Raw genomic sequence first — 19,532 nt, 5'->3', positions numbered from 1 at the left:
GCGGTGTCTCCTCGAACTACGATGGACCGGGAACAAGGCTTCGACGACCGCGATAAACCACGCAGAATGCGAGGTTATAAGTCGTCGTATGACCGTGCCAGATTAGCACTGAGCTCCTTGGTTGTAACGGTCGTGTAAACCCGAATGAGCCTGTCCGACAAGCGTTTCGGGTTGCGTGGAGTCCCCGCAATGTTGTAGGATGACCTATATCCGAAGCCTTCATTCAAGGAAAGCCAAAATGCCCATCACCGGTGAAATGCTGATCGGTCGCAAAGCAGTGCGCGGCGAAGAAAAACCGCTGCGCGCGTTCAATCCTGCCACGGGTTCCGAGATTGCCGAGCCGGTGTTCGGCAGCGGCACGGTCGAGAACGTCGAGCAGGCCTGCGCGCTCGCGCAGCAGGCGTTCGACGCCTACCGTCAACTGCCGCTCGCAGTGCGCGCCGAGTTTCTGGATCGTATCGCGGACGGCATCACCGGGCTCGGCGACGAGCTGATCGAACGCGCGATGGCGGAATCGGGCCTGCCCAAGGCGCGTCTGGACGGCGAACGCGGCCGCACCACCGGCCAGCTGAAGCTGTTCGCGCAAACCGTGCGTGCGGGCCAGTGGCTCAACGCCACGCTCGATTCGCCGCTGCCGGAACGCAAGCCGTTGCCGCGCTCGGATCTGCGCATGCAAAAGATCGCGCTCGGCCCGGTCGCCGTGTTCGGCGCGAGCAACTTCCCGCTCGCGTTCTCGGTGGCGGGTGGCGACACCGCCGCGGCGCTCGCTGCCGGCTGCCCGGTCGTCGTGAAGGCGCATCGCGCGCACCTCGGCACCTCGGAGCTGGTCGGTCGTGTGATCCAGCGCGTCGCGCAGGAAATGGATCTGCCCGAAGGCGTGTTCTCGATGATCGTCGGCGCGGGTAACTCGGTCGGCGAGGCGCTGGTTGCGCATCCGGCCATCAAGGCGGTCGGCTTCACCGGTTCGCGCGCGGGCGGCACGTCGCTGATGCGCGTCGCGGCGGCACGTCCGGAGCCGATCCCCGTCTACGCCGAAATGAGCAGCATCAACCCGGTGTTTTTGCTGCCGAACGCTCTGACGGCACGCGGCGACAGCATCGCGCGCGGTTTCGTCGACTCGCTCGTGCTCGGCGCGGGCCAGTTCTGCACGAACCCGGGTCTCGCAATCGCGATCGACAGCGACGCGCTGAAGGGCTTCGTCGCGACGGCATCGGAGGCGCTCGCCGCCAAGCCGGCGCAGACCATGCTGACTTCGGGCATCCACGCCGCGTATCAAGACGGCGAAGGCAAGCTGGCTGCAACCAGGGGTGTCGAAGTCGTGGCACGCGGCGTCGCCGCTACTGGCCCGACCCAGGCTTGCGCGGCGCTGTTCGTGACCGACGCGCAGACGTTCCTCGCGAACCCGGCGCTCGAAGACGAAGTGTTCGGCCCGGTGTCTACGATCATCCGCTGCAAGGACGAGCAGGAAATGCTGAAGGTCGCCGAGCACTTCGCCGGCCAACTAACCGCGACGCTGCAGATGGACAGCGCCGACGTGGCGGCTGCGAAGAAGCTGGTGCCGATTCTCGAGCGCAAGGCCGGCCGCATTCTGGTCAACGGTTTCCCGACCGGCGTCGAAGTGTGTCACGCGATGGTCCACGGCGGCCCGTTCCCGGCAACGTCGGACAGCCGCGCGACCTCGGTCGGCACCACCTCGATCGACCGCTTCCTGCGCCCGGTCTGCTACCAGGACTTCCCGGCCGAGCTGCTGCCGCAAACGCTGGCCGACGGCAACCCGCTGGAACTGTGGCGTCGTCGCGATGGCGAACTCACGCGCGGTTAATCGTGTGACGCCGTCCTGAACGGATGCGCGCCTGGTGCCAATATGTTCGTGGGCGCGCATGGAAGGGAAGGGCAGTTGCAATCACAAAAAAATGGCCGGGAATTTTCCCGGCCGTTTTTTTTTCGCCCGCGTGCTTCGTGAAAATCAGCTGTTCGCGTCGTTCGCTTCATTCGCGCGACGCAGCCGTTCGCGGCTATTCGACAGATGCATGCGCATCGCCGCGCGCGCGCCTTCAGCGTCGTGCCGGCTGATCGCCTCGAGGATGCTTTCATGCTCGAGGTTCACGAGCGACAGATATGCATCAGGATCGGCGCGCGCGATGCCGGCCGAGTCGAGCCGGTTGCGCGGAATCAGTGCGCTGCCCATCTGCGACAGGATGTCGACGAAATAGCGGTTGCCGGTTGCGCGCGCGACCGAGATGTGGAACTGCAGGTCGGCCTCCACGCTGTCGAGTCCGTTGTGACGCGTGGCTTCGATCGCGTCGAGCGCGGTACGCATGTGCGCGAGGTCGTCCGGCTTCGCGCGTTGCGCGGCAAGACCGGCGCATTCGGTTTCGAGGCTGATGCGCAGTTCCAGAATGGACAGCACGTCGCGCAGCGTGGTGGCGGGCACCATGTCGATGCCGAGTTTTTCGCGCTGCGGTTCGAGCACGAAGCTGCCGATACCGTGCCGCGTCTCGATGATTTTGCCTGCCTGCAGGCGGGAGATCGCCTCGCGGATCACCGTGCGGCTCACGCTGAGCGTGTTCATCAGCTGCGATTCGGTCGGGAGTTTGTCGCCCGGCTTCAGCACGTTGGCCGCGATCTGCTCGGTGACGTAATTGACGACGAACTCGGCAAGATTGCGAGCGCGTCGTGGCGGTGCCGCGGATGCTAGTGGTGTAGCCATCGAAAACGCTCCTTGTTTGAAAAATCGCGGGGAATCCTGCATTTTTATTATATCGTCGTCTGACGACTGATTATATAAGCGCCGGATCGAATTCGGCGCGATTGTCACGTATACCGGCGGATGCCCAATGTTTGGCGCCTCGGTGCGCATGGCTCGCGCGAGGCGCCGGGCGTCCGCCGCCCGGAAGTACGATAACCGGAACGATAACGGAGCCTATAACGGGCTCACGCCGAGCGCAACTCGACTCGCCGGATGTCCTTGACGATCACCAGATAGCTGATCACCGTCATCAGGGCGTTCGCGCCGACGAACACCAGCGCGCCATTGAACGAGCCCGAACGCGCGACCAGATAACCGATCACGATCGGCGTCACGATGCCGGCGATGTTGCCGAACATATTGAAGATCGCGCCGGACAGACCGAGCGCTTCCTTCGGCGCCGTATCGGCGACGACGGCCCAGCCGAGCGCGCCGATGCCCTTGCCAAAGAACGCGAGCGACATCAGCGCGACGACGATCCAGTCGGTCGACACGTAGTTGCAGCCGATGATGCAGGTCGACAGCAGCATGCCGCCGACGATCGGCACCTTGCGCGCGACGGTCAGCGACCAGCCGCGGCGGATCAACCCGTCCGACAGCACGCCGCCGAGCACGCCGCCGAGAAAGCCGCAGATCGCCGGCAGCGAGGCCACGAGGCCCGCTTTCAGGATCGTCATGCCACGCGCCTGCACGAGGTAGATCGGAAACCACGTCAGGAAGAAGTAGGTCAGCACGTTGATGCAGTACTGCGCGAGATAGACGCCGAGCAGCATGCGGTTACCGAGCAACTGACGCAGGAGCGTCCAGCCGCCGGTCTTCGACACGTCGTCCGGACGCGTCTTGCGCGCGCCGCTGACGAGGCCGCCGCCTTGCTCGATGTACTCGAGCTCGGCGCGCGACACGCCCGGGTGATCGGCGGGATTCTTCATGACCTTCAGCCAGGTCAGCGCGAGCAGCAGCCCGACCACTCCCATCACGACGTAGACCGTCTCCCAGCCGAACGCATGCGTGAGCCACGCCATCAGCGGCGTGAACACGACCGCCGCGAAGTATTGCGCGGCGTTGAAGATCGCCGACGCGGTGCCGCGCTCGTTGGTCGGGAACCAGCTCGCAACGACCTTCGCGTTCGCCGGAAACGCCGGCGACTCCGCCGCGCCCATCACGAAGCGCAGCACGAACAGCGCGGTGATCGCCGCACCGGCGCTGCCGAGCAGGCCGACCGAGCTTTGCAGCAGCGTGAACAGCGACCACGAGAAGATGCTCGCCGCGTACACGCGGCGCGCGCCGAAACGGTCGAGCAGCCAGCCGGCCGGCAGTTGCGACAGCACGTAGGCCCAGCTGAATGCGGAAAATATATAGCCCATGCGGATCGCGTCGAGGCTGAACGCGGTGCGCATCGCGGAACCCGTGACGGACAGCGTCGCGCGGTCGGCATAGTTGAGGGTGGTGATCACGAAGATCAGCGCCAGAATCCCGTAGCGGACCTTGGTGCGTGCCGCGCTAGGGGCGGCGTCGGTGGAACTGGCCGTGCGGCTCAAGTCCATGGGTCATCTCCTGTATTGTTGGGCGAGGTGTGGTCTCCAAGCCAGGCGGTCCGCAGACCACCTGCCTGTCGCGCAAATGCACGAACGCCCGGCAACGTTGCCGTGCCGGGCGTTCGCAACGGGGCCGTCTATGCAGCCCTCGTCGATGAGGCTCGCGAGCTTCTTCGCTCGAAGCCCGACGCCGGTGCGTTACTGCGGTCCGAGCTTCTTGATCAGCGCGTCGAGCTGTTCCAGTTCTTCCGGCGTCAGGTCGGTCAGCGGTGCGCGCACCGGACCTGCGTCGTGGCCGACCAGCTTCGCGCCAGCCTTGACGATGCTTACCGCATAGCCTGCGCGGCGGTTGCGGATCTTCAGGTACGGCAGGAAGAATTCGTCGATCAGCCTGCCGGTCGTTGCGTGGTCGTCAGCGGCGATCGCGCGGTAGAACTCCATCGCCGTCTTCGGGATGAAGTTGAACACCGCCGACGAGTACACCGGCACGCCCAGCGCCTTGTAAGCGGCAGCGTAGACTTCCGCAGTCGGCAGGCCGCCGAGGTACGAGAAGCGCTCGCCGAGGCGGCGGCGGATCGTCACCATGTTTTCGATCTCGCCCACGCCGTCCTTGAAGCCGATCAGGTTCGGGCAACGGTCGGCCAGACGCTCGAGCATGTCGGCGTTGAGCTTCGAGTTCGCGCGGTTGTAAATGATCACGCCCATGCCCGGAACGGCCTGGCAGACCTCTTCGGCGTGCGCGGCGATACCGTCCTGGCTTGCTTCGGTCAGGTAGTGCGGCATCAGCAGGATGCCGTGCGCGCCGAGGCGCTGCGCTTCCTTCGCGTAGGCGATCGCCACGCGGGTCGGGCCGCCTGCGCCGGCGAGGATCGGTACCTTGCCCTTGCAGACTTCGACCGCGGTCTTGACGACTTGCGTGTAGTCGTCTTGCGTCAGCGAGAAGAATTCGCCCGTGCCGCCGGCGACGAACAGCGCCGAAGCGCCGTACGGAGCGAGCCATTCGAGGCGCTCTGCGTAGGTGTTGGCGCGGAAGTCGCCGTTAGCGTCGAAGTCGGTGACGGGGAAGGACAGGAGGCCTTCCGAAACGATCTGCTTGAGTTCCTGCGGTGTCGTCATGATCTAAATATCCCGGCGTCGGATGGGGTCGTTAGTAGGATCCAACTAGTACGACAGACGTCGTACTAGTAGAAAATCTTGGAAAACAGATTTCTTATACGTCATCGTACAACAACGAATCCCGTAACTCAACGGGGTTTTCACGGCATAATGCTGTCTATAGGGTAAATACGGAACATCCGACCAAACTCTAGCGTTGTAGGATGACGTATGATTGCTGGAGAAGCAGGCCTGTCACGCCTCAAGGATTTATCAATGGAACAAACTCCGCTCTACATCCGCGTTCATCCCAATGACAATGTCGCGATCGTCGTCAACGACGGCGGTTTGGGTGAGGGCGCGGTATTTGCCGATGGGCTCAGGCTGCGCGAGCGTGTGCCGCAGGGCCACAAGGTCGCGCTGGCCGATTTCGCCGAAGGCGACGAGGTCATCCGCTACAACGTCGTGATCGGTTATGCGCTGAAGCCGCTGCCGAAGGGCAGCTGGATCAACGAGCACGTGATCCGCATGCCGAGCCCGCCCGGACTCGAAGACCTGCCGATCGCCACGACCAGGGCGCCGGACATGCCGCCGCTCGAAGGCTACACGTTCGAGGGCTACCGTAACTCGGACGGCTCGGTGGGCACGCGCAACATCCTCGCGATCACGACCACGGTGCAGTGCGTCGCCGACGTCGTGCAACACGCGGTCACGCGCATCAAGGCCGAGCTGCTGCCGAAATATCCGAATGTCGACGATGTCGTGAGCCTCGGCCACACCTACGGCTGCGGCGTCGCGATCGACGCGCCCGACGCGATGGTGCCGATCCGCACCGTGCGCAACATCGCGCTGAACCCGAACTTCGGCGGCGAAGTGATGATGGTGAGCCTCGGCTGCGAGAAGCTGCAGCCGGAGCGTCTGATGCCGCCGGGTACGATCCCGATCGCCGCGGCAGCGGTGGTCGACGACGTCGCCGACATCGGCGATGTCGCGCTGGACCAGAACGGCGACGTCGTGGTGCTGCAGGACGAATCGCACGTCGGCTTCCAGTCGATGATCACGTCGATCATGAGGATGGCCGAAGGGCATCTGAAGCGCCTGAACAACCGTCGTCGCGAAACCTGTCCGGCGTCGGATCTGGTGATCGGCGTGCAGTGCGGCGGCAGCGACGCGTTCTCGGGCCTGACCGCGAACCCGGCCGTCGGCTTCGCGACCGACCTGCTGGTGCGCGCCGGGGCGACCGTGATGTTCTCGGAAGTCACCGAAGTGCGCGACGGCGTCGATCAGCTGACCGCGCGCGCGGCCAACGCGGACGTCGCGGCGGCGATCATCCGCGAGATGCAGTGGTACGACGATTACCTGAAGCGCGGCGGCGCGGACCGCAGTGCGAACACGACGCCCGGCAACAAGAAGGGCGGCCTGTCGAACATTGTCGAAAAGGCGATGGGCTCGATCATCAAGTCGGGCAACTCGGCGATCTCCGGCGTGCTGTCGCCCGGTGAGAAGGTCAATCAGAAGGGCCTGATCTACGCGGCGACGCCGGCCAGCGACTTCATCTGCGGCACGCTGCAGGTCGCTTCGGGCATCACGCTGCACGTGTTCACGACCGGCCGCGGCACGCCGTACAGCCTCGCCGAAGTGCCGGTCATCAAGGTGGCGACGCGTTCGGACCTCGCGCGTCGCTGGCATGATCTGATGGACATCAACGCCGGCACGATCGCGACCGGTCAGTCCAGCATCGAGGAGGTGGGCTGGGAGCTGTTCCGCCTGATGCTCGATGTCGCGAGCGGCCGCAAGGAAACCTGCGCGGAGAAGCTCGGGCTGCACAATGCGTTGACCCTCTTCAACCCGGCGCCGGTGACCTGATCAGGCGACCCGCACCATCCAATCTCAGGCGAGCGCCGGTCCAACCGGCGCTCGCTTTTCCGTTCAGAAGACCCGATCGCAATCACAACAGCAAAGAGACATGACCGATTTGAACGTTGACCGCTCCGCGGCAAAGAAACCCTTCCGCCGTCTGCTGCTCACTGGCGCCGCGGGCAACCTCGGCAAGCAACTGCGTCCCGCGCTCGCGCAGTGGGCCGACATCGTGCGCGTATCCGATATCGCGCCGCTCGGCGAAGTCGCCGCGCACGAGGAAGCCGCCGTCGTCGATCTCGCCGATGCAGCGGCCGTGCACGCGCTGCTCGAAGGCGTGGACGCGGTGGTGCATCTCGGCGGCATTTCCGTCGAAGCGCCGTTCGAAGACATCCTCGAAGCGAATATCCGCGGCCTGTACAACGTGTACTCGTCGGCGCAAAAGCACGGCGTGAAGCGCATCGTCTACGCGAGCTCGAATCACGCGGTGGGTTTCCATCCGGTGACGTCGGTGCTCGGCACCGACGCGCCGCTGCGTCCTGACGGCATGTATGGCGTGTCGAAGTGCTTCGGCGAATCGCTGTCGCGCTACTACTTCGACCGCTTCGGCCTCGAAACCGTGTGTCTGCGGATCGGCTCGTCGTTCGAGCAGCCGAAGACCGCGCGCATGCTCGTCACGTATCTGAGCTACCGCGATTTCATCGAGCTCGTGCGCTGCTCGCTGTTCACGAACCGCGTCGGCCACGCGATCGTCTACGGCGTGTCGAACAACCGCACCGCGTGGGTCGACAACACGAACGCAGCGTTCCTCGGCTACCGTCCGCAAGACAGCTCGGCGCAGTTCGAACACCTGTTCCCGCCGAGCGCCCCCGACACGCGCTTCGACGACCCGACCCAGCTGTACCAGGGCGGCCCGTTCGTGCTCGCCGGTCCGATGGAGCCGAAGCGGGAGCCTAAATAATGAGCGCGAATCCGCAAGTGGAACGCTTCGAAGCCGCCGGTCCGTTGCCTGCGGCCACCGGTGAAAGTCCGGTCTGGCGCGCGGCCGAGCAGGCGTTGTACTGGGTCGATATTCCGGCGAAGAAAATCGTGCGCGGCTCGCTCGAAACTGGCAAGCGCACCGAATGGCTACTGCCGGAGCAGGTTGCCTGTATCGCGTTCGATCACGCTGGCACCGTGCTCGCCGGCTGCGAGACCGGCTTGTTCGCGGTCGCGCTCGCCGACGCGTCGAATGCGCGGGGCGGCGAGCCGCTGACAGCGTCGCTGCGCAAGCTCGCGGCGCCTGAATTCCCGCATGGCGGCATGCGTTTCAACGACGGCCGTTGCGATAGGCAAGGGCGCTTCTGGGCCGGCACCATGGTGATGGACATGGCGGCGGCGATCCCGGGCGGCGCGCTGTACCGCTTCGATGAGAAGGGCGTGCTGTCGGCGCCGGTCGTCGATTCGCTGATCACGCAGAACGGCCTCGGCTGGTCGCCGGACGGCACGACGATGTATCTGTCGGACTCGCATCCGCTGCGCCGGCTGATCTGGGCGTTCGACTACGACGTCGACACCGGCGAGCCGCGCAACCGCCGCGTGTTCGCCGATCTGCATCACTATTCGGGCCGTCCGGACGGCGCGGCCGTCGATGCGGACGGCTGCTACTGGATTTGCGCGAACGACGCCGGCCTGCTGCTGCGTTTCACGCCGCAGGGCAAGCTCGACCGGCAGATTCCGGTGCCGGCCATCAAGCCTGCGATGTGCGCGTTCGGCGGCCGCGATCTCGATACCTTGTTCGTCACGTCGATTCGCCCGGCCAACGGCGCGAGCGAGCACGACGGCCATGTGTTCGCGCTGCGGCCAGGCGTGAGCGGGCTGCCGGAGCCCGAATTTGCGGGCCAACTGTAATCTTTCTTACATGAGACATGCGCCGGGAAGAAGTTTTTCTCCCGGCGTTTTCATTTTCGCCGTCGTTCGTGTGGCCCTTTATTCGTCACTCGTCATACAACATTGGGCGGGAAGACATGTTCGCGCATCTTTGTTCGACAAAAGTACAACAATTCCGGAGAGCCATGCCAATTCGCTCTCACTCGGCGCCACACGGCGCGGGGCTTGGCGGCGTGCGATGCCGGTCATACATGCCGGCGCTTTTCTCGATGCGGGTAAATACCGTCTGTACAAGTTAAAACCCCTTTTATAGACTTCGTATGTCGTCGTACAACATATAAGTCCAAACAAACGGCTTTCTGTGTTTGTGTGACAAGTGCAATTCAGTAGGTTTTCAGGTCAGTTGCGCGGCTTTGGTCGATGCCGCATGCATGTCGGAAGCCGGCCGGCGTGATTGAAATAAGTAGTCGAGTTGTCGATTGGAGTGCTGGGTCAACTGTGCCGGGGAAGTTGCACAGCCAGTACGGCCAGCGCCCGCACCTGCGAAGGCGGCGGGCGCGAAGCCCTAGACGCGTCAAAACCATGTCACATCCGCTGTCGCTGGGATGGTCCATTTTTCAAGGAATGTCACGATGAACAAGAAGTTTGCCTCTTCCCGTGTTTCGATGATCGTCGCAGCTGCGGCGTTGGCGTTCAGCACGATGTCGGCTGAAGCACGCGTGTTCCGCGTTGCCGATGTGCACGGCGACACCTTCCCGACCAACATGGCCGTGAAGTACATGGGCGAGCAGATCAGCAAGGCGACCGACGGCAAGGACTCCGTGAAGGTGTTCGGCAACAGCGCGCTCGGCTCGGAAAACGACACGATCGACCAGGTTCGTATCGGTGCGCTCGACATGACGCGCGCGAACGGTGCTGCGTTCAACGAAATCGTGCCGGAATCGATGATCCCGTCGCTGCCGTTCCTGTTCCGCGACGTCGATCATTTCCGCAAGGTCATGTACGGTCCGGAAGGCCAAAAGATCCTCGACGCGTTCACCGCGAAGGGCATGATCGCGCTGACGTTCTACGAGAGCGGCGCACGCTCGATGTACGCGAAGAAGGCGATCAAGTCGCCGGCAGACATGAAGGGCCTGAAGGTTCGCGTGCAGCCGTCGGACCTGATGGTCGACGAAATCAAGGCAATGGGCGGCACGCCGACGCCGATGCCGTTCTCGGAAGTCTATACGGGCCTGAAAACCGGCCTCGTCGACGGCGCCGAAAACAACATCCCGTCGTACGAAGAAACCAAGCACTTCGAAGTCGCTCAGGTCTACTCGGAAACCCAGCATTCGATGACCCCCGAAGTGCTGGTGTTCTCGAAGAAGGTGTGGGACACCCTGTCGCCGCAAGAGCAGCAGATCATCAAGAAGGCCGCGGCTGACTCGGTGCCGTACTACCAGAAGCTGTGGACCGCGCGTGAAGCCGACGCGCAGAAGACCGTCACGAAGGGCGGCGCAACGGTGGTCGCGGCTTCGCAGATCGACCGTGCGGCTTTCGTGAAGGTGATGCAGCCTGTGTGGACGAAGTACGAAAAGACCCCGCAGATGAAGCAGATCGTCGACGAGATCCAGGCAATCAAGTAAGTCTCGCGTTCCGGGCGCAATCAGCAATAGCAACGTTTGTCGCAGCAGCGGCGTGAATGGTCCGCGAGGAAACTCGCGAGCCATTCCGCCGCGCAGTTTCGCGCGCGCGGATCGCCTCGGGACGGCTGAATTTCAAGCACAGGTCGGACGTAAGCAAGGACAGGGTAATGAGTTTCCTGAAACGCCCAAATGATTTTCTTTTTCGCGTGCTGCTGGTCGTGGCGTCGGTCAGCCTCGCCGCACTTTGCCTGCTCGTGATTTATAGCGTGGTGATGCGCTACGTGTTTAGCGACGCACCCGATTACGTTGAGCCCATCGCATTGTTGCTGGTGATCCTGATCGCGATGTTCGGCGCCGCATTGAAGGTTCGCGAGGGCGGTCACATCGGACTCGACTCGCTCGTCAAGACATTGCCCGAGAAGGGCCAGGTGATCGCGAAAGGGATTCAGCACCTCTGCCTGATTGCTTTCGCGGTGGCCGTTTTCGTCGGTTGCTTCGAGATGGCGGAAACCACGATGGGCGACCGCATTCCGATCATCGGCGTGCCGGAAGGCGTGCGCTACTGCATCCCGATCTTCGCGAGCGTGTGTATCGCGTTGTTCTCGATCGAGCATCTGCTCGAGCTCTTTGCCGGGAAACGGGAAGAGCCAGCGCTCGAACTCTCCGCCACGGAATAAAAGTAGAGCCATCATGGAACTTGCCCTCCTTACCGTCAGTTTTCTGGTTTTCCTCTTTCTAGGGGTTCCGGTTTCATTCGCGCTAGGCCTGTCCTGCGTCCTGACGTATCTGTTCGAAGGTCTGCCGACCGCGACCGCGATGCAGTCGATGATCTCCGGCATGAACGGTTTCTCGTTCCTCGCGGTGCCGTTCTTCATCTTCTCCGGCGAGCTGATGCTCCACGGCGGCATCGCCGACCGCATCCTGCGCTTCGCGCAGGCCACGGTCGGCCATTTCCGCGGCGGCCTCGGCATGGCCAACGTGGTCGCCTGTACGCTGTTCGGCGGCGTGTCGGGTTCGCCGACCGCGGATACGTCGGCAATGGGCGGCGTGGTGATCCCGCTGATGAAGCGCGAAGGCTATAGCGCCGCCTACGCGGTCAACGTGACCACGCACTCGTCCCTCGCCGGCGCGCTGATGCCGACGTCGACCAACATGATCATCTACGCGTTCGCGGCGCAAGGCGTAAGCGGCGTGCTGAACGGCAAGCAGATGAGCGGCGTGTCGATCGGCGATCTGCTGTTCTCGGGTCTGTTGCCGGTGCTGTGGGTGATGGGCCTCGTGCTGATCGCCGCTTACTGGCAGGCCGTCAAGTTCGGCTATCCACGCCGTCCCGACGGTTCGACCCAACTGCAGCGTTTCCCGGGCTGGATGGCGGTGCTGCGTACGTTCATCGGCGCGGTGCCGGGTCTGATGGTCATCGCGATCATTCTGTTCTGCGTGGCGCGCGGTATCGCCACTGCGACAGAGGCGGCCGCGATCGCCGTGGGTTATTCGCTGATTTTGACCATCGTCGTGTATCGCACGCTGACGCTGAAGAAGCTCGGCCATGCGCTCGGCAAGGCCGCGAAAACGACCGGAGTGGTGCTGCTGCTGATCGGTGTGTCGAACATGCTGCGCTTCCAGATGGCCTATCTGGAGATCCCGGACGCGATCGAACGCATGCTCGACGGCGCGACCTCGCTGCCGTGGCTGATGTTGTTGTACATCAACGTGATTCAGGTGTTCCTCGGTACGTTCGTCGACATGGCGGCGCACATCCTGATCACGACCCCGCTGTTCCTGCCGATGGCGATGCACAACGGCGTGGGCCCGGTTCAGTTCGGCATCATGATCCTGCTGAACTGCGCCTTGGGTCTCGTGCATCCGCCGATTGGCTCGGTGCAGTTCATTGGTTGCGCAATTGGCAATGTGTCGATAGGGGAAACTACTAAGGTGGCGTGGCCGTATTACCTCGCTATCTTCTCGGCCATCAATATTGTCACTTACGTACCGTGGTTCTCGACGTGGTTGCCGAGCGTCATCAACGGTCATCCGGTGTTCTGATTCAAATAAAACGTCTTACCCACACTCTGCGGCGCTTGCATAGCGCTGCTTCAAAAAGTTTTTAACAGAGGAGTAGAAATGAAAAAGACTCTCGTGGCTTCGGCAGTGGCGTTGGTCGCGCTTGGTGCACATGCTCAAAGCAGCGTGACGCTCTACGGTATTGTCGATGCTGGCTTGGGCTGGCAGAACAGCTCGACGTCGTTGAGCGCACTGGGATCGTCGAAGCCCTCGCCCGGTGGTGCTTCGAAAGTCCAAATGATCAACGGCGTCTGGGCTGGTAGCCGTTTCGGCCTGAAGGGCTCAGAAGATCTGGGCGGCGGCACGAAGGCAATTTTCCAGTTGGAACAAGGCTTTAACAGCGCAACCGGCGCGCAAGGCGTGTCGGGTCTGGCATTCAACCGCCAAGCATGGGTGGGTATGACGAACGGCCAGTTCGGTACGCTGACGGCCGGCCGCCAGTACACCTCGTACTACACGCTGCTGTCGCCGTATAGCCCGACCACGTGGCTGACCGGTTTTTACGGCGCGCACCCGGGTGATATCGACTCGCTGGATACGCTGTACCGCTCGAACAACTCGCTGGTCTATACGTCGCCGAGCTTTGGCGGCCTCACGGTCAGCGGTTCGTACTCGCTGGGCGGCAACGCAGGCAGCTTCGCCGCTGGCCAGGTTTGGAGCGTGGCAGCACAGTACCTGAACGGCCCGGTCGGCATCGCAGCAGGTATCCAGCGCATCGACAATGCGGGCATCTTCACCCCCGCCACCGCCACGGCCGCAGCCAGCACGAACTGGAATTCGGCGATGTCGAACAACGGCGCACAGCCGGCGGTCTCGGCAATCAACAACGGCTTCCAGACCGCAGCGAAGCAGCAGCGCGTCGCAGTGACGGGCGGCTACGCGTTCACCTCGGCGTTGGACGTTTCGTTCGCATACTCGAACGTTCAATACGCTGCGGGTTCGGGCTCGTTGTTCCACGGCACCCAAATCTGGAACACGGGTGGCGCAGTGCTGCACTGGAAGCCGATCTCGGTGCTGGACCTGGCCGCTGGTTATAGCTACACCCGTGCAACGTCGTCGAACGGCATTTCGGACACGGCCAGCTACAACCAGTTCAACCTGTCGCAGTACTACACCCTGTCCAAGCGCACCGGTCTGTACGCGCTGGAAGCCTATCAGCGTGCTAACGGCAAGACGCTGGCAGGCGACGGCAAGACCATCATCAACGCACAAGCAAGCATTGGTGACGGTCAGAACAGCGCGCCGGCATCGTCGCGCAGCCAGGTCGCTGTCGGCGTTGGTATCATCCACAAGTTCTAAACAGTTACTGAACACGCGGCGGCGCGTTGTTTTGCCGCCACATCGACGCGATTTTTTTCGCGTTGTAAGCCTCGAAAGCTGCGCATCTCACGTGCGCAGCTTTTTTTTTCGATGCCTCGTTTTTATGCATGGAAGCGCTGGTCTCGCCAGCGCTTTTCCGGGTCGATCAGGCCTCCGACCACAAACGCCCACCCGTCGCCCAGTTTTCGCGCTTCACGTCGGTCAGGATAATGTCGACCGAATTCGGCTCGACGCCGAGCGATTCGCAGGTGGCTTTCGTAATCGCTTCGACGAACTGGCGTTTCTGTTCCAGCGTACGGCCTTCGAAGAGTTCGATATGAAACGTGGGCATGACGTTGCTCCGTGGGGTTGAGAGTTGGGACTGGAATGAAGCGCACCGGCTCGGGCGTTCAGGAGCGATAGCCGCGATCGAGTCGATCGAGCTTGCGCAGCAGCGCAGGCCATTCGAACGCGCCTTCGATCGCGCCGCCATCGTAGAGCTGCTCCGCCGTGCGCGCGGCGACCGCGTCGCTCGGCATGATCAGCGGCGCGCCGCAGCTTGCGCCTGAATCTGGATTTCACAGGCTTTCAGCAGCGTCGCCATCAGCACATAAGCTTCGGCAACCGTGCGTCCGAGCGTCAGCGTGCCGTGATTGCGCAACAGCATCGCCGGGTGATCGGCGAGATGCGCGACGAGGCGCTCGCCTTCGGCCGGCGTGAACGCGAGGCCTTCGTAGTCGTGATATGCAAGCTGGCCGTAAAAGCGCAGCGCGTGCTGCGAAGCCGGCAGCAATCCTTCCGGCTGCGCGGACACGGCCATGCCCGCGGTGTTATGCAGATGCATCACATATGCCGCGCCATCATACGCGCGCATAAGGGCCACTATTGGCGCGGAATCCTCGGAGAGTGGAACGAGCTTCACCGTGCAACTTCCGCGCTTTCCGTGGAATTCGCAGTGACCTGTACGGCGTTCCGGCTCGACCCGCGACTGGAATGGCGGTCGTCAGGAAAGCGGACTTACGTCTCGTGCCTGACCAGCGTCGGCAATGGGTTTGCGTGTCGCCCTTGGCTGCGCCGCAGGTATCGACGAGGGGCGATCGGCAAAAGTCGGCCAGATGGCGACGTTCGAACAAAATTTGCGAATGGCCGTTCCTGAGCCGAAGCGAGACGCTCACCACACGCGCACAAGCAAGACCGACTCGATGTAATCAATAATACCGATGGTCCAGCTGACAGAATGCATCCGAACTCTGACCTTGCGAGCGTACATCACTCACTATGTTCTTGTCGGATACGTCGAGAACAGGGTGAAGTACTTGAACCGGCGAGGCTCGGCCCACATCGGCTGCGTGGCTTCGAGGTAGGGCCGGTAGTAAGGCTTCGCCAGTTGCTTGGTCTCGAAGTACTCGCGGCTCGGCCAGACTTCGTAGAGCATGAAACGCGCCGGGTCTTCCGCATCCTGCGCGTAGTCGAGCGTCAGGCATTCGGCTTCAGCGACGACAGGCACGGCGACCTTCAGCAATTCCTCCTTGAACGCATCGACGCACTCCGGCTTGATGCGAAACGTGACGAGCACGGCAATCACAATCGGTCTCCTAGTCAGATCAGCGTCAAGCCGCCGTCGATGTTCAGCGTCTGGCCGGTGACGTGGCCCGAGGCCGGCGACAGCAGCCACAGGGCGGCTTGCGCGACGTCGTCGGCCGAGGCGATCTTGCGCAGCGGATTGGCCGCGCGGATGCCGGTTACGGTCGATTCGTCGAACAGGCGCTTGGTCATCGGCGTTTCCACGTTGCCCGGATTCACGGCGTTGACGCGAATGCCCTGCGGGCCAGCTTCCATTGCCGCGACGCGTGTCAGCGCGTCGACGGCTGCCTTGCTGGCGGTATAGATGCCCGTGGCGGGAAGGCCCAGCGCGACGAGGTTCGTCGACGTGTTCACGATCGCACCGCCGCCGCGGCGCCTGAGCGCCGGCAATTGATACTTCATGGCCAGCCAGACGCCTTTCAGGTTGACGTCCATGACCCAGTCCCACGCGGTTTCGCTCAGTTCGTCGAGCGGGCCGAATTCGCCTTCGACGCCGGCGTTGTTGAATGCGTAGTCGACGCCGCCGTAGGCCTCTTCGGCGCGCTTAACGAGCCGTTCGACTTGGGTGGCGTCCGACACGTTTGCGGGGACGAAGATGGTGTCGCCGCCAGCGGCCGCGATCTCGGCCACGAGCATGGCGCCCGTGCTTTCTCGGGTGCCGGACGCGACGACTTTCATTCCCTGGCTGGCGAACAGCAGGGCGGCCGCGCGGCCGATGCCGGACGTGGCGCCGGTGACGATTGCGACTTTGTCTTGCAAGGGTGTCGACATGGGGATGATTCCTGTAGCAGTTGACGATGCGTTGTGGACGTTGCCGAACCGGAATATAGAAATCGCCTGAGCCGCTTCATAGACTGAAAAGCGGAATGCGGTGTCGCAATTCGGTCAACACCGTGGGCAGGGCCCGATTGACTGCGTCCCCGCCGGCCGGCATCGTGCGCCGATGGACAATCTGAACGACCTATATCTGTTCGTGCGTGTGGTCGAGGCGCGCGGCTTCAGCGCAGCCGAGCGCGCGACGGGCATTGCCAAGTCGCGGCTGTCGCGCCGCATCGCCGCGCTCGAAGCGCGGCTGGGCGCGCGCCTGGTCCATCGGGACACGCACAGCTTCGATCTCACGCCGCTAGGCGAGACCGTGTACCGCCACGCCCGCAACATGGTTGCCGAAGCCGAGAACGTGCGGCTCGCCGTGGACGACGCGCAGACGGAGCCGTCAGGCGTGTTGCGGGTCAACGCGTCGTTGCTGATGGGGGAAACAATCCTCGGCGGCTTTCTGGCGGAGTTCGCCAAGCGGTATCCGAAGGTGCGAATCCATCTGACGCTGACGAACCGATACGTCGACCTCATCGCCGAGCGGATCGACCTCGCGTTCCGCGCGGCGAGCGGGCCGCTCGAATCGGAAGACGTGGTTGCGCGCGAGATCGGGCTTGCGCCGAACGTGCTGGTCGCCAGCCCGGAATCGATCGCGCGTTGCGGCGATCCGGCCGACCTCGCGGCTCTCGTGGCGTTGCCTTCTCTCGCGTACGGCACGCCGCAGGCGCCGCGCAACTGGCGCTTCGTCTCGCCAGCAGGCGATCCCGTCGAGCACGCGGTCGACCCGGTCTTCATCGCCGAGAATTTCGTGGCGCTGCGCGAGGCGGCCTTGGCCGGACTCGGCTACGCTCAGCTTCCGCTCAACATTTGCGCGACGTCGATCGCGCAGGGACGGTTGGTCGAGGTCATGCGCGCGTGGTCTTCGCAGCCGGCGAAGTACTACGCGATATACCCGAGCCGGCGCGGCACGGCGCCAGCCATCCGGATGTTGATCGAATTCGTCAAAGAAAAACTGGAGATTCAGTTTCGCAGCGTGTCGGGTGCGTGACGCCTCCGAACTCGCCAGGCGGTATGCGGCAAAACGGATCGGACCACCACGCCCCACCATGCGCGGCACGCACGGCATCATCGCGAGCAGCGGCAGTGTCCCCTTTCCGTCGAACTACGGCCATAACCGTGCGCGAAATGAAGGGCGCCTCCGGGTCGAGGGTGTGTGAAAACGCATTGATCGCCTAGACTGGATTAACTCGTCCAGCATAGGTGACCGGATGAAGCGATTCATAGAAGGTGAAGATCGCAAGCAGGTGACGCTGCTGCCAGAATGCCTCGATGACTTCGTCGCTGAGGACAATCCGGTGAGGATCATTGAGGCGTTCGTTGAAGAGCTTGACCTTGAATCACTAGGCTTCGACGGCGCGACGCCGTCGACTACAGGGCGCCCGTCCTATCATCCGGCCGTGCTGTTGAAGATCTATATCTACGGCTACCTGAACCGGATTCAATCGAGCCGGCGCCTGGAACGTGAATGTCAGCGTAATGTTGAATTGATGTGGCTCACCGGCCGCCTGTCGCCGGACTTCAAGACCATAGCCGATTTCCGTCGTGATAACGGCACTGGCATTCGTAACGTCTGTCGCCGCTTCGTCGTTCTGTGTCGTGAGCTGAAACTGTTCTCGCAAGCGCTGGTTGCGATCGACGGCAGCAAGTTCAAGGCGGTCAACACTCGCGATCGCAACTTCACCGAGGGCAAGGTTGACAAGCGGCAGAAGCAGATCGAGGAGAGCATCCAGCGGTATCTGAACGCGCTGGAGACCGCCGATCGTACGCAACCCATTGAACTGGAAGCAAAGACGGCCCGCTTGCAGGACAAGATCGCGCGCTTGCGCGAGCAGATGCACAAGCTCGACCAGATCAAGGAGCAGCTCAAGACAGAGCCTGACGGGCAACTCTCGATGACCGATCCAGACGCGCGTTCCATGGCGACGAGCGGCAAAGGCTCGGGAATGGTTGGCTACAACGTACAGGTGGCAGTTGACGCCAAACACCACCTCATCGTTGCTCACGAGGTCACAAACTCTGGTAGTGACCGGGCTCAGCTCAGCCCTATTGCGAAAGCCGCGCGCGATGCGATGGGCAGACCCAGACTGCGGGCGGTCGCCGATCGTGGCTACTACAGCGCACCTCAGATCAAGGAATGCGCGGATTTCGGCATTGCAGTCATGCTCCCAAAACCCACAACTTCCAGCGCAAAGGCTCATGGCCGATTTGACAGAGCAGACTTCATCTACATTGCTCGAGACGACGAATACCAGTGTCCCGCTGGTGAACGCGCGATTTACCGCTACACCAGCGAGGAAAACGGTTTGCAAATGCGCCGGTACTGGAGCAGTGCCTGCTCGCAATGCGAAATAAAGTCACAGTGCACGCCGAGCGTCCAGCGACGAATAAGTCGGTGGGAACATGAGCCGGTTCTTGAAGCAGTCCAGCGTCGGCTCGACAGGGCACCGGACGCAATGACGATACGCAGACGGACCGTCGAACATGTCTTTGGGACGTTCAAGCACTGGATGGGCTACACGCACTTCCTGACCCGAAGGCTGCCCAATGTAGGTACCGAGATGAGCCTGAACGTACTTGCCTACAACCTTATGCGGGTGCTGCGAATCCTCGGATTCAAAAAGACCATGAAAGCGATGCGGTTAGCGGGCGTGTGAGCACTGCGCAGGTCCTAAAACTGATCCGAAAGTGCGTGATCGAGCGCACAGAGCCGTTCAATTCAATGGCGCGTCGTTGTCATATTGCCCCCGACGACAGTCGAGCGCACCGGGGCGGCGTTGGAGCCACGCGTCGTATTGCGGTTCCGCGTGTGTTTCCACACGCCCTGGGTCGGTCTATGCCCTTTGCATAGTTTGCTGTCCGTCAGGCCAAGTCAAAGCGGCGTGAGATCCAGTTCGGCCAACTGGGGACATTGGACGGTTCGGGGCACATGTCGACAATGGCGAAGAGCTGCCGAGCGGCAGCTTACCTGGAGTTCCTCGGTAATGA

General features: G+C 62.6%; 16 protein-coding genes and 1 pseudogene. 10 read left to right on the top strand and 7 right to left on the bottom strand.

What is annotated here, in order from left to right; all coding sequences use genetic code 11:
- Positions 1-238: 238 nt before the first annotated feature.
- Positions 239-1,822 (top strand): aldehyde dehydrogenase (NADP(+)), encoded by a 1,584-nt coding sequence (locus tag AB3X86_RS28640; RefSeq protein ID WP_368598616.1) that lies wholly within the window; start codon positions 239-241, stop codon positions 1,820-1,822.
- 144 nt (positions 1,823-1,966) lie between these two features.
- Here AB3X86_RS28640 and AB3X86_RS28635 read toward each other — a convergent pair whose 3' ends face one another.
- From AB3X86_RS28635 to kdgD, 3 genes are all read right to left on the bottom strand, one after another.
- The gene (locus AB3X86_RS28635) at positions 1,967-2,710 is read right to left on the bottom strand and encodes a FadR/GntR family transcriptional regulator (protein WP_176105705.1); all 744 of its coding nucleotides are present in this window, start codon (positions 2,708-2,710) and stop codon (positions 1,967-1,969) included.
- A gap of 224 nt (positions 2,711-2,934) precedes the next feature.
- Complete coding sequence (locus AB3X86_RS28630; RefSeq protein ID WP_368598615.1) at positions 2,935-4,293, bottom strand: MFS transporter; 1,359 nt, start codon at positions 4,291-4,293, stop codon at positions 2,935-2,937.
- A 189-nt stretch (positions 4,294-4,482) separates the two neighbouring features.
- Positions 4,483-5,400: a 5-dehydro-4-deoxyglucarate dehydratase gene (gene kdgD / locus AB3X86_RS28625; protein WP_368598614.1), complete on the bottom strand. Its 918-nt coding sequence runs from the start codon at positions 5,398-5,400 to the stop codon at positions 4,483-4,485.
- A 255-nt stretch (positions 5,401-5,655) separates the two neighbouring features.
- Between kdgD and garD the strand changes: the two genes are divergently transcribed.
- From garD to AB3X86_RS28590, 7 genes are all read left to right on the top strand, one after another.
- Positions 5,656-7,245 carry a galactarate dehydratase gene (garD, locus tag AB3X86_RS28620; RefSeq protein WP_368598613.1) on the top strand — a complete coding sequence of 530 codons (1,590 nt, stop codon included), beginning with the start codon at positions 5,656-5,658 and terminating at the stop codon, positions 7,243-7,245.
- Positions 7,246-7,345: 100 nt separating this feature from the next.
- A complete protein-coding gene (locus AB3X86_RS28615; RefSeq protein ID WP_368598612.1) occupies positions 7,346-8,197 on the top strand; it encodes an NAD-dependent epimerase/dehydratase family protein in 852 nt (283 codons plus the stop codon).
- Entirely contained in the window at positions 8,197-9,126 is a 930-nt protein-coding gene (locus AB3X86_RS28610) for an SMP-30/gluconolactonase/LRE family protein (protein ID WP_368598611.1), read from the top strand. The genes AB3X86_RS28615 and AB3X86_RS28610 overlap by 1 nt, the downstream gene beginning before the upstream one ends.
- A gap of 611 nt (positions 9,127-9,737) precedes the next feature.
- Positions 9,738-10,730: a TRAP transporter substrate-binding protein gene (locus AB3X86_RS28605; protein WP_176105711.1), complete on the top strand. Its 993-nt coding sequence runs from the start codon at positions 9,738-9,740 to the stop codon at positions 10,728-10,730.
- Between the two features lie 167 nt (positions 10,731-10,897).
- Entirely contained in the window at positions 10,898-11,407 is a 510-nt protein-coding gene (locus AB3X86_RS28600; RefSeq protein WP_368598610.1) for a TRAP transporter small permease, read from the top strand.
- A 13-nt stretch (positions 11,408-11,420) separates the two neighbouring features.
- A complete protein-coding gene (locus tag AB3X86_RS28595; RefSeq protein WP_176105713.1) occupies positions 11,421-12,773 on the top strand; it encodes a TRAP transporter large permease in 1,353 nt (450 codons plus the stop codon).
- Positions 12,774-12,851: 78 nt separating this feature from the next.
- Positions 12,852-14,090: a porin gene (locus AB3X86_RS28590; protein WP_176105714.1), complete on the top strand. Its 1,239-nt coding sequence runs from the start codon at positions 12,852-12,854 to the stop codon at positions 14,088-14,090.
- A 166-nt stretch (positions 14,091-14,256) separates the two neighbouring features.
- On the opposite strand, the gene AB3X86_RS28585 is transcribed toward AB3X86_RS28590, so the two are convergent.
- The 4 genes and pseudogenes from AB3X86_RS28585 to AB3X86_RS28570 form a co-directional block, all read right to left on the bottom strand.
- A complete protein-coding gene (locus AB3X86_RS28585) occupies positions 14,257-14,583 on the bottom strand; it encodes a 4-oxalocrotonate tautomerase (protein ID WP_368598609.1) in 327 nt (108 codons plus the stop codon).
- Positions 14,501-14,937: pseudogene (locus AB3X86_RS28580) on the bottom strand (class II aldolase/adducin family protein); the annotation flags it as partial. The gene AB3X86_RS28585 and the pseudogene AB3X86_RS28580, both read right to left, overlap by 83 nt.
- A gap of 429 nt (positions 14,938-15,366) precedes the next feature.
- Complete coding sequence (locus AB3X86_RS28575; RefSeq protein ID WP_368598608.1) at positions 15,367-15,675, bottom strand: putative quinol monooxygenase; 309 nt, start codon at positions 15,673-15,675, stop codon at positions 15,367-15,369.
- Between the two features lie 14 nt (positions 15,676-15,689).
- The gene (locus AB3X86_RS28570) at positions 15,690-16,445 is read right to left on the bottom strand and encodes an SDR family NAD(P)-dependent oxidoreductase (protein ID WP_368598607.1); all 756 of its coding nucleotides are present in this window, start codon (positions 16,443-16,445) and stop codon (positions 15,690-15,692) included.
- A 172-nt stretch (positions 16,446-16,617) separates the two neighbouring features.
- On the opposite strand from AB3X86_RS28570, the gene AB3X86_RS28565 reads away from it, so the two are divergent.
- Both AB3X86_RS28565 and AB3X86_RS28560 read left to right on the top strand, forming a co-directional pair.
- Positions 16,618-17,535 carry a LysR substrate-binding domain-containing protein gene (locus AB3X86_RS28565; protein WP_368598606.1) on the top strand — a complete coding sequence of 306 codons (918 nt, stop codon included), beginning with the start codon at positions 16,618-16,620 and terminating at the stop codon, positions 17,533-17,535.
- Between the two features lie 220 nt (positions 17,536-17,755).
- Complete coding sequence (locus tag AB3X86_RS28560; RefSeq protein ID WP_368598605.1) at positions 17,756-19,201, top strand: IS1182 family transposase; 1,446 nt, start codon at positions 17,756-17,758, stop codon at positions 19,199-19,201.
- Positions 19,202-19,532: the final 331 nt, after the last annotated feature.

The sequence above is a fragment of the Paraburkholderia sp. BR14374 genome, assembly GCF_040948685.1.
In the GTDB taxonomy this organism is placed as follows: domain Bacteria; phylum Pseudomonadota; class Gammaproteobacteria; order Burkholderiales; family Burkholderiaceae; genus Paraburkholderia; species Paraburkholderia youngii.
Note: the sequence above shows the minus strand (reverse complement) of the source record. Positions and strands in the feature narration are given on the sequence as shown.